This is a genomic window from Stenotrophomonas sp. 05L44_2 (assembly GCF_056665995.1).
Window position 1 is genome coordinate 1 of record NZ_JBFTNR010000056.1, and the last position, 10,049, is coordinate 10,049.

Below are 10,049 nucleotides of genomic sequence, written 5' to 3' on the forward strand. Positions count from 1 at the left end.
TGACCAGGTGATGATGAGCGAACGCGCCTGGCGCGAAGGTGGTGCCGGCACCGATGGCAGCTACAGCGGCTTCCCGGTCAACCAGACCGCGCGCCTGGAAGACATGGAAAAGGGCATGGCGATCCAGTCCGGCAATGACGCCGCGATCGCCCTGGCCGAGCACGTGGCCGGCAGCGAAGAAGCCTTTGCTTCGCTGATGAACAGCTACGCCGCCAAGATCGGCATGAAGAACTCGCACTTCGTGAACGCCCACGGCCTGACCGCCCCGGGCCATCACAGCAGTGCCTACGACCTGGCCCTGCTGGGCCGCGCGATGGTGCGCGACTACCCGGAAACCTACGCGTACAACAAGATCAAGGAATTCCAGGTCGGCACCATCAAGCAGCCCAACCGCAATCTGCTGTTGTGGCGCGATGGCAGCGTGGACGGCATCAAGACCGGCCACACCTCCGAGGCCGGCTACTGCCTGATGAGCTCGGCCCAGCGCGGTGACCAGCGCCTGGTCGCGGTGGTGCTGGGCGGCGCGTCGGAAAAGCAGCGCGCCGATGACAGCCTGGCCCTGTTGAACTGGGGCTTCCGCTTCTTCGAGACCCACCGCCTGTACGAGCCGGGCAAGGCCGTGGCCGAGCACAAGGTATGGAAGGGCACCACCGACAAGGTGCAGCTGGGCGTGGCGCAGCCGATGCTGGTCAGCGTGCCGCGCGGTCGCTACAACGACCTGAAGCCGAGCATCGACGTGCCCAAGACCCTGGAAGCGCCGTTCACCGCTGGCCAGCAGATCGGCACCGTCAAGGTCACCCTGGATGGCAAGCTGGTGGCCGAAGCGCCGCTGGTGGCTGTGGCCGCCGTCGAGCAGGCCGGCTTCTTCAAGCGCCTGTGGGACAGCTTCTGGATGTGGTGGGAATCGGAATGATCCGCAGCCTGCTGCGGTGAATGAAAAAGGCCGGCGAATGCCGGCCTTTTTCGTGGGATTCCGCCGGGCATGGCCCGGCGGACGCAGTCCCGGATTACAGCGAGCGATTCAATCCGGTGTGCCGACCAACGGTCGGCACCTACCCGCTTCACCATCAGCCCCTCGCTTACAGCGAGCGGCTGATGGTGAAGCTGCCGAACACCGGGGCTTCGCGCTGGCCATTGAACTCGCGGGTGCTGTGGTAACGGGCTACCGCGAATTTCCAGCGGCCGCGCATCACTGCCACGCCGTAACCGCCGTAGGCGACCACGTGGCGCTTGTCCACRCTGTGGCTGTTGCGGAACGTGTTGCCGTCCAGGGTGATATCGCGGATCACCCACGCCGCATCGGTGGTGGCGAACATGTGCCACGACCAGCCACTGGGCTTGCCACCCCGGGTCGGCGCGGTGTTCTCGCCGGCCGGGCGCAGCGGGGTGCTGCCGAAATCGTCGGGCAGCTTCCAGCCGAAACGCACTTCGCCGCCGACGTTGGCCTTGGTTTCCAGGTTGCCGATCGAGCCGCCGTAATGGCTGATCGCATCCCAGCCCCAGCCGTCGGCATTGATGCTGGCATCGCCCGGCCAGCGGCGCATGCGCTCGTGGGTCAGCATGAACACCGGTTCGTTGTGCAGCTGGTTGTCCCAGCCCTGGAATTTCTCATCACCCAGCACGTCGTGCACCGCGTTCTGCACCTGCCGGCCCTGCGCCCACGGGCCCACCACGCCCAGGGTCAGCTGGGTGGTCTGCAGGTGGTCGCCGCTGCGTGCGTTGTAGCCGAAGCTGGCCACCAGCACGCCCGCATACGGGCGGTCGTCTTCGATCAGGTCCTTCCGGGTGAAATCGGTGGGGGTGAAGATCCCCTGGGCCAGACTGAAGATCATGTTCTGCTGTTCGAACCTGCCCGGGTGCAGTGCCTCCAGGTGGCTGTTCACCCAGCGGGCCAGGCGCGGCAGGCACGGGTCGTCGGTGTAATCGACCAGGTTGGGCGAGACCAGGGTCAGCTGGGCGCCGTTGGTATAGCCCTGGTCCTGGTGGCGGCCGCCGAACAGGTCGTTGTCGACGCGGAAATTGACCTGCGGCGGGTGCTCGCGCATCGCGTCCGGGCCGCATTGCTCGGCTGCGTAGGCGGAAAGGGGGAGGGCGGTGGCCAGCAGGCCGGACAATCCAAAGGATGCGAGGTAGCGCATGGATGGGATGATCATCGGGAAGGGGGCTTTTGTCTGTCGTTTTATGCAACGACACGGTACTCCCGGCGCTGTGATGGAACGAGCGCGCTGGGATCACTTGTCTGTTCCGAAAACAACATTGTCTGATCGATACAATCGATTACCGCAGGTGAAGCCGCAGCGATGGGGCACCCTGGGAGCTGGGTCCCAGCCTGAATGGATGTTCAGCTGCAACGCAGCGGCCCGCCCGCAGTGCCGCCGGCTTACATGAATACTCTTGGGTTTGTTGCCCTGCGGCCCGATAATGGGCGCATGGAAATCAAGTCCGACAACCCCGAACACGGCTTCCAGTTCCCCGGTCAGTTCGAGCTCAGCGCGATGGGCCCGGCCAACCGCGGCCTGGAGCATGAACTCCCCCGCCTGCTGCTGGCTGCTGGCGTCGACGTGGTGAACGAGCGCATCAGCTGGAAGCATTCGTCCAACGGCAAGTACGTCTCGGTGCGCCTGGTCTTCCGGGCCGAGAACCGTGAACAGTACGACGTGGCCCACCAGGCCCTGCGCGACCACCCGGAAGTGAAGTGGACGGTGTAGCCGTCAGCTGCGCTGCCGAAGCGGCTGCCCCCGAGGCGCGCCCGCCGCGCCCGGCGGTGGTCCGTGACCTGGGGCGCCAGGCCTACGAGCCGGTCTGGCACGCCATGCAGCGTTTCACCGACCAGCGCGACGATGACACGCTGGACGAGCTGTGGGTGGTCGAGCACGAGCCGGTGTTCACCCTGGGCCAGGCCGGCAAGGTCGAACACGTGCTGGCGCCGGGTGAGATCCCGGTGGTCCACGTCGATCGCGGTGGCCAGGTGACCTACCACGGCCCCGGCCAGATCGTGATCTATCCGCTGCTGCGGCTGCCGCGGCTGGGCATCGGCGTGCGCGACTACGTATGCCGCATCGAGCAGGCCATCATCGACACCCTGGCGGAATGGAACATCGGTGCCGAACGGCTCGATGGCGCCCCGGGCGTCTACGTCGGCGGCGCCAAGATCGCCGCGCTCGGCATCCGCGTGCGGCGCGGCTGCACCTTCCACGGCCTGGCCTTCAACGTGGCCATGGACCTCGACCCTTTCCACCGCATCAACCCCTGTGGTTACGAGGGGTTGCAGGTGACCACGGTGCTAGACTTGGGTGGTCCGTCCGGGATGGACGCCGTCAAGCCGGTGCTGCTGGACCACCTGGCCCGCCAGTTCGGCCTGCTGCTGCAGCCCGTGCCTGAACTGCCTGATCTCTCTGCGGCCGCCTGACCGCCCCCGGAAACGCCATGACTGAAACCACTGCCCGCACCATTCCCCTGCAGATCGTGCAGGCCGAGCTTCCGTCCACCGCGCCGTTGCAGGCCGGGGTCAAGCAGATGGGTGGGGACAAGATCAACCGTTCGCCGGTGCAGTTCGCCGACGTGCCGGTGCTGCGCAAGCCCTCCTGGATCCGCGTGCGCATTCCTTCGGGCAATGCCGTGCAGAACCTGAAAGCCAAGCTGCGCGAGAACCGCCTGGTGACCGTGTGCGAGGAAGCCAGCTGCCCGAACATCCACGAATGCTTCGGCCACGGCACCGCCACTTTCATGATCCTGGGCGAGGTCTGCACCCGCCGCTGCTCGTTCTGCGACGTGGCACACGGCCGGCCGAAGCCGCCCGATGCCAACGAGCCGGCCAGCCTGGGCCAGACCGTGGCCGACATGGGCCTGAAGTACGTGGTGGTGACCAGCGTCGACCGCGATGACCTGCGCGACGGCGGTGCCCAGCACTTCGTCGACTGCATCACCGCCATCCGCGAGAAATCGCCGGGCACCCGCATCGAAGTGCTGACCCCCGATTTCCGCGGCAAGGGCCGCATGGAGCGCGCGCTGGAGATCCTCGCGCAGAACCCGCCGGACGTGTTCAACCACAACATCGARACCGTGCCGGACCTGTACCGCAACGTKCGSCCGGGYGCSGAYTACCAGTGGTCGYTGAMSCTGCTGAAGAACTTCAAGGCGCAGCACCCTGACGTACCGACCAAGTCGGGCATCATGCTGGGCCTGGGCGAAGACTTCGAACAGATCAAGGCCACCATGCGCGACCTGCGTGCGCACAATGTGGACATGATCACCATCGGCCAGTACCTGCAGCCGACCGCGCACCACCACCCGGTGCTGAAGTACTGGACCCCGGACGACTACAAGGCGCTGGAAGTCTACGGTTACGAGCTGGGCTTCAGCCACGTGGCCTCCGGCCCGATGGTGCGCTCGTCGTACCACGCCGACGTACAGGCCAAGGGTGCCGGCGTCCAGTAAGCGGTTGCGCGATGCGCGCTACCGCTTCCCACGGTGTGCTGCGCACACCGTGGGCCCCGGCTTACCACCACCCACACCCCCGCCGCTTCGCGGCCGCCCCCTGACTCAGGGGGCTTGCAACCCGACGGCCTCCGTAACCTGATAGACGTCACCGCAAGGTGGGCCGCTCTTCAGCCATTCACAATTTGCTACACCGGCCCCGCTAGGCTGGTTTTCCACTGGAAGTGGACGGGTGACAAACCCGGCAACTTTCGGCACTGTCGTGGTGTCTGAACACCCTGCAGTCTCCCCCTTGGCAAGGCGCCTTCGAGCACGTCAATGAAATTCAAAGCCCCCGCATTCCTGATGGCCCTGGCGCTGGTCGCGCCGTTGGCGCTGGCGGCCAAGGCCGACTCGCCGGCGTTGCCGGCGGCGGCTACCGCCGATCAGGTGACCACCTCCAAGCTGGTATACGGCCTGTTGTCCGACAGCCGCTACGCCTATCGCCCGCGTGCGCTCGATGAAGCCACCTCCAAGGATGTGTTCAAGCGCTACCTGGAGACCCTGGACGGCGGCAAGCAGTACTTCACCCAGGCCGACATCACCCGCTTCGCACCGTTCCAGGCCGGCATTGCCAATGCCATCCGCGGCGGCGAGCTGGAGCCGGCCTTCCAGGTGTTCGCGGTCTACAAGCAGCGCGTCGGCGAGCGCGTGGCCTATGCGCGCAAGCTGCTGAAGCAGGAACCGGATTTCACCACCGACGAGCGCTTCGAGTACGACCGCAAGGACGTGCCGTGGGCAGCGTCCAACGCCGAACTCGACGAGCTGTGGCGCAAGTCGGTGAAGAATGACTGGCTGCGCCTGAAGCTGGCCGGCAAGAAGTCCGATGACATCCGCAAGACGCTGGACAAGCGTTACGCCACCCTGGAAAAGTCGGTCAACGAGCTGAAGGGCGAAGACACCTTCCAGTTCTTCATGAACGCCTACACCAGCGCGGTTGATCCGCACACCGATTACTTCACCCCGCGTACCGCCGAGAACTTCAACCAGGCGATGTCGCTGTCGCTGGAAGGCATCGGCGCGCAGCTGCAGCGCCAGGACGACGTGGTGGTGATCCGCGAGATCATCGCCGGTGGTCCGGCGGCCGTGGACGGCACGCTGAAGCCGGGTGACCGCATCGTCGGCGTCGGCCAGGGCAAGTCCGGGCTGGTGGAAGATGTGATCGGCTGGCGCATCGATGATGTCGTTGCCAAGATCCGTGGCGCCAAGGACACCCAGGTGAAGCTGGAGTTCATTCCGGCCGAAGCGGGCGTCGACGGCAAGCRCCACACCCTGGTGCTGACCCGGCAGAAGGTGCGCCTGGCCGAACAGGCCGCCAAGGGCGAGACCATGACCATTCCGGCCGTCAATGGCGAGCCGGCACGGAAGGTTGGCGTGATCAAGCTGCCGACCTTCTACCAGGACTTCGAAGGCCGTCGTCGCAACGCCACCGATTACGCGTCGGCCACCCGCGATGTGGCCAAGCTGCTGGCCGGTTTCAAGACCGACAAGCTGGACGGCGTGGTGCTGGACCTGCGCAACAACGGTGGCGGTTCGCTGGATGAGGCCATCGAGCTGACCGGTCTGTTCATCGAGCAGGGTCCGGTGGTGCAGGTGCGCGAATCCGGTGGCCGGGTCACCGTCAACAGCGACCGCAACCAGGGCGTGGCATGGGACGGTCCGCTGGCCGTGCTGATCAACCGTGGTTCGGCCTCGGCGTCGGAGATCTTTGCTGGTGCCATCCAGGACTACGGCCGCGGCCTGGTCATCGGTGAAACCAGCTTCGGCAAGGGCACGGTGCAGAACATCGTCGACCTGGACCGTTGGCCGAGTGGCGAAGCCCAGCGCTTTGGCCAGGTGAAGCTGACCATCGCCCAGTTCTTCCGCATCAGCGGCAGCAGCACCCAGCACAAGGGTGTGGTGCCGGACCTGGCGTTCCCGGCCAGCGTCGATGCCACCGAGTTCGGCGAGAGCACCTACGACAATGCCCTGCCGTGGACCCGTATCGCCGCGGTGCCGCACACCCAGTACGGCAACTTCGCGCCGTTGCTGCCGAAGCTGGAAACGCGCCATGACGCGCGCATCGCCACCGACAAGGAATTCCAGTGGTGGAACGAGGACGTGGAGCAGTTCCGTACTGAAGCGGCGAAGAAGTACGTCTCGCTGAATGAAGCGACCCGACGTGCCGAGCGCGAGCGCCAGGACACCCAGCGCAAGCAGCGCCAGATCGTGCGCAAGGAACTGGGCCTGGCCCTGGACCCGTTGGCCGATGACAGCAGCGATGACGGCCTGACCGGCAACGAGCGCGACATCGTCAAGGATGCCGCCCGCGAGAAGGCCGCCGAGAAGCGTCCGGATCCGTTGCTGCGTGAATCGGCCTCGATCCTGGCCGACGCGGTGAACCYGCTGGAGGCCGACCGTCCGCTGTCGGCGCAGGTGCTGCCGCAGTCCACCGCCGCAGGCCGCTGGGCCGACTGATTGACTGAAAAAGGGGGACGGAGGGATCAGGTCGTTAGTGGCACAAACGACTTGATCCTTCCGTCCCCTTTTTGCATGAACCGGGTACAACGGTGGCGGACGGGACCGGTGTTTTCGACCCGGCGCACACGGGCACGGGGCTACCCTCGGGGATAACGTCTTCGCAGGAGTACCCATGCGGGCCTCCCTTCTTTCTGCTTCCCTGCTGGCTGCCACCAGTGCCTTGGCATTGACCGCCTGTGGCGGTCGTGCCGCCGACAGCAGTCTGCTGCGGGAGTCCTTCGACTCCGGCGACACCTTTTCGCGCACCGTCGATGGCCGTCCCGCCGAAGCCTGCGAAGCAGCCCGGCGCACGCTGCTCAGCCAGGGCTATGCGATCGCACGCTCGGACGATGCGCAGGTGGAAGGCAACAAGAACTTCCAGCCGCGCGAGGACGACCATGAGCAGCTGGTGCTGCGTATCTCGTGCGCGCCGCGTGGCAGCCAGGCGTTGGTGTTCGTCAGCGCCGTGCAGGACCGCTATGCACTGAAGAAGAGCCCGACCTCGGCCAGTGTTGGCGTGGGCGCGCTGGGCTCGGTGTCGCTGCCGTTCGGCAGCAATGACGACTCACTGGTGAAAGTGGCCAGCAGCACGATCACCGATGCCGAGTTCTATCGGCGCTTCTTCCAGCGCCTGCAGCAGTACCTGCCAGCGGCAGCGAAGCCAGAGCCGCAACCGCAACCGCAACCGGCCGCGTCGCCGCAGCCTCCTGCCGGGCCTGAGCCCCAACCAGCGCCGGCAGCAACGGACCAGGGCTGAGCGTGCGCGGCAGGGTGATGGCGTGGGCCCTGCTGCTGGGCTGGCCCCTGAGCACGCTGGCCGCTACAGCCGAGTGCAGCCAAGGCCTGCTGCAGCGGCTGGGATGGCGCTTTGAAACCGCAACGATCACCACGCCACAGGTACAGGGTGGGCCGGTGTGTACGCGTGCCTCGCTGGCCGAGGCGCAGGCGGCCGGTGATCTGCGCGTGCGTTGGCCGGGAACGCTGGCCGAGGCCGACAGGAAGGCCCTGTTGCAGCAGTTGCTGGATGACCCGGCCACGGTCTGCGCCTACGCCTTTGAACTGGGCGGCGCCGTGCAACGCGCTACGCAGGCACTGCAGGACAATGAATCCTTCCGCTTCACCGGTGTGCAGCTGGGCTGGATAGGCTTTGGCGCACGCGGCGCCCCGGCACAGGGTTGGCAGCGGGTGCGCAGCTTCGGCCGCGGCTATGTACCTGCCGCCAGCAACAGCCGCGCACTGGATGCGTTCTATACGGGCCACGTTCGTGCCGAGTGCGGTGTCGGCCGCCAAGTCGCGCAGCTGGCTACGCAGCGCGAGCTGTACGGCGATGCGGCCTTCGATGCGGAATTCGCGCCCGCCGAACTGTCCATCGGCACGTTCCTTGGCCTGCACGACACCGACAGCATCCTGCTGGGCGCGCAGGCCGGCCAGTTCATGGCCGACGGCAAGGCCGTGCGCACGTCGGCGATGGGGCGGCAGGCCTTTGTCGGGCTGCCGGGCTTCATCGAACACGTCTTCGACAAAAGCACCTTGGACGATCTGAGCAACCAGGCGGAGAACTTCGTCGTGGTGGAGGTGGGCGCAGGCGCTGCGCAGGCACTGGCGGAGCACGGTGGCCTGGCCTGGTATGACCAGCGCAACCGTGCCCTGTGGCAGCTGGCGCAGGGCATTCCGCGTGTCGGCCAACGCTATTTCGAGCGGCTGTTGTACGAACGCGATCCAGCGCTGCGTGCGCAGCTGGCCCCGCGCTATCGTGACGTCGTGCAGCAGATGGACCAGTTGCTGGACGATCCGTTCTACCAGCAGTTCGTGATCTACGCGCACCCACGCGGTATACGTCCTGTCGGCTACCACATCATTCGCCTGCTCGACCGGAATCCGCGCACGCCGTTTTCCATCGACCTAGCGTTGCACAATCTGCATACCACGCTCTACCGGCGTTGGCGCGAGGCGCAGTTGCGCCATTGCGCAGCCACCGGCAGGCCAGGCAGCCTGACCCTAGACCCCAACTGAAGGTGAAACAATGGATATTGCAATGATCGGCCTCGGCCGGATGGGCGCCAACATGGCCCAGCGCCTGCACCGCGGTGGCCACCGCGTTGTCGGCTACGACCCGGGCGAGGGCGCCCGCCAGCGCGCCGCCGAGGCCGGCCTGGAGGTGGTTGATTCGCTGGCCGCAGCAGTGGCCGCGCTGCCGGTGCCGCGCGTGGTGTGGCTGATGGTGCCCGCCGGCGATACCGTGGACCAGACGCTGGGCCAGTTGACCCCGCACCTGGCCGAAGGTGACATCGTCATCGACGGTGGCAACTCCAACTACCAGGACTCGATCCGTCGCGCCAAGGCGCTGGCCGAAGATGACCTGGGCTACGTGGACTGTGGCACCAGCGGCGGCGTGTGGGGCCTGCAGGAAGGCTACAGCCTGATGGTGGGTGGCGATGCAGCGGTGGTCGAACAGATCGCWCCGCTGCTGCGCACGCTGRCACCGGCCGAGGACCGCGGCTGGGCGCGCGTCGGCCCTTCCGGCGCAGGCCACTTCACCAAGATGGTCCACAACGGCATCGAGTACGGAATGATGCAGGCCTACGCCGAAGGCTTCGCGTTGATGGAGCGCAAGCAGGAGATGGAACTGGACCTGGCCCAGGTGGCCGAGGTCTGGCGCCACGGCAGCGTGGTGCGTTCGTGGCTGCTGGACCTCAGCACCGAAGCGCTCAAGCGCAATCCCTCGCTGGATGGCATCGCACCGTATGTGGAAGATTCCGGTGAAGGCCGCTGGACCGTCGCCGAAGCGATCGCGCTGGACGTACCGGCCCCGGTGATCACCCTGTCGCTGCTCGAACGCCTGCGTTCGCGCGAATCCAATTCGTTCACCGACCGCCTGCTGTCAGCGATGCGCAACGAATTCGGCGGCCACGCCATCAAGAAGTCGTAAGCACCGGTTTTATGTAGATCCACGCATGGCGTGGATCTACTGTGTCGACCAAGGTCGACACCCACCAAGAGCAGGCCATGCCGTGTCGACCAAGGTCGACACCCACCAAGAGCAGGCCATGCCRTGTCGACCAAGGTCGACACCC

9 protein-coding genes are annotated in these 10,049 nt (G+C 66.2%); 8 read left to right on the forward strand and 1 reads right to left on the reverse strand.

All coding sequences use genetic code 11. The features are described from left to right. Nucleotides 1-913 (forward strand): D-alanyl-D-alanine carboxypeptidase family protein (locus AC1VAN_RS03385; protein ID WP_480985269.1); only part of this gene is annotated, 913 nt, incomplete at its 5' end. Nucleotides 914-1,079: 166 nt separating this feature from the next. Here AC1VAN_RS03385 and AC1VAN_RS03390 read toward each other — a convergent pair. Then, nucleotides 1,080-2,138, reverse strand: coding sequence for a lipid A deacylase LpxR family protein (locus AC1VAN_RS03390; protein WP_373695685.1), 1,059 nt, complete (start codon nucleotides 2,136-2,138; stop codon nucleotides 1,080-1,082). Nucleotides 2,139-2,429: 291 nt separating this feature from the next. On the opposite strand from AC1VAN_RS03390, the gene AC1VAN_RS03395 reads away from it, so the two are divergent. The 7 genes from AC1VAN_RS03395 to gnd all read left to right on the forward strand — a co-directional run bounded on the left by AC1VAN_RS03395 (nucleotide 2,430) and on the right by gnd (nucleotide 9,904). Continuing rightward, the gene (locus tag AC1VAN_RS03395; RefSeq protein ID WP_032975372.1) at nucleotides 2,430-2,708 is read left to right on the forward strand and encodes a YbeD family protein; all 279 of its coding nucleotides are present in this window, start codon (nucleotides 2,430-2,432) and stop codon (nucleotides 2,706-2,708) included. A 56-nt stretch (nucleotides 2,709-2,764) separates the two neighbouring features. Then, nucleotides 2,765-3,409: a lipoyl(octanoyl) transferase LipB gene (gene lipB, locus AC1VAN_RS03400; protein WP_244439085.1), complete on the forward strand. Its 645-nt coding sequence runs from the start codon at nucleotides 2,765-2,767 to the stop codon at nucleotides 3,407-3,409. 17 nt (nucleotides 3,410-3,426) lie between these two features. Next, the gene (lipA, locus tag AC1VAN_RS03405) at nucleotides 3,427-4,437 is read left to right on the forward strand and encodes a lipoyl synthase (protein ID WP_480985270.1); all 1,011 of its coding nucleotides are present in this window, start codon (nucleotides 3,427-3,429) and stop codon (nucleotides 4,435-4,437) included. Between the two features lie 318 nt (nucleotides 4,438-4,755). Then, nucleotides 4,756-6,933: a carboxy terminal-processing peptidase gene (locus AC1VAN_RS03410; RefSeq protein ID WP_480985271.1), complete on the forward strand. Its 2,178-nt coding sequence runs from the start codon at nucleotides 4,756-4,758 to the stop codon at nucleotides 6,931-6,933. A 175-nt stretch (nucleotides 6,934-7,108) separates the two neighbouring features. Then, nucleotides 7,109-7,732 carry a DUF2242 domain-containing protein gene (locus AC1VAN_RS03415; protein WP_032975376.1) on the forward strand — a complete coding sequence of 208 codons (624 nt, stop codon included), beginning with the start codon at nucleotides 7,109-7,111 and terminating at the stop codon, nucleotides 7,730-7,732. A 17-nt stretch (nucleotides 7,733-7,749) separates the two neighbouring features. After that, on the forward strand, nucleotides 7,750-8,988 hold the full coding sequence (locus AC1VAN_RS03420) for a hypothetical protein (RefSeq protein ID WP_032975378.1): 1,239 nt from the start codon (nucleotides 7,750-7,752) through the stop codon (nucleotides 8,986-8,988). 10 nt (nucleotides 8,989-8,998) lie between these two features. Then, nucleotides 8,999-9,904, forward strand: coding sequence for a phosphogluconate dehydrogenase (NAD(+)-dependent, decarboxylating) (gnd, locus tag AC1VAN_RS03425; RefSeq protein WP_480985272.1), 906 nt, complete (start codon nucleotides 8,999-9,001; stop codon nucleotides 9,902-9,904). The last annotated feature ends 145 nt before the right edge of the window (nucleotides 9,905-10,049 follow it).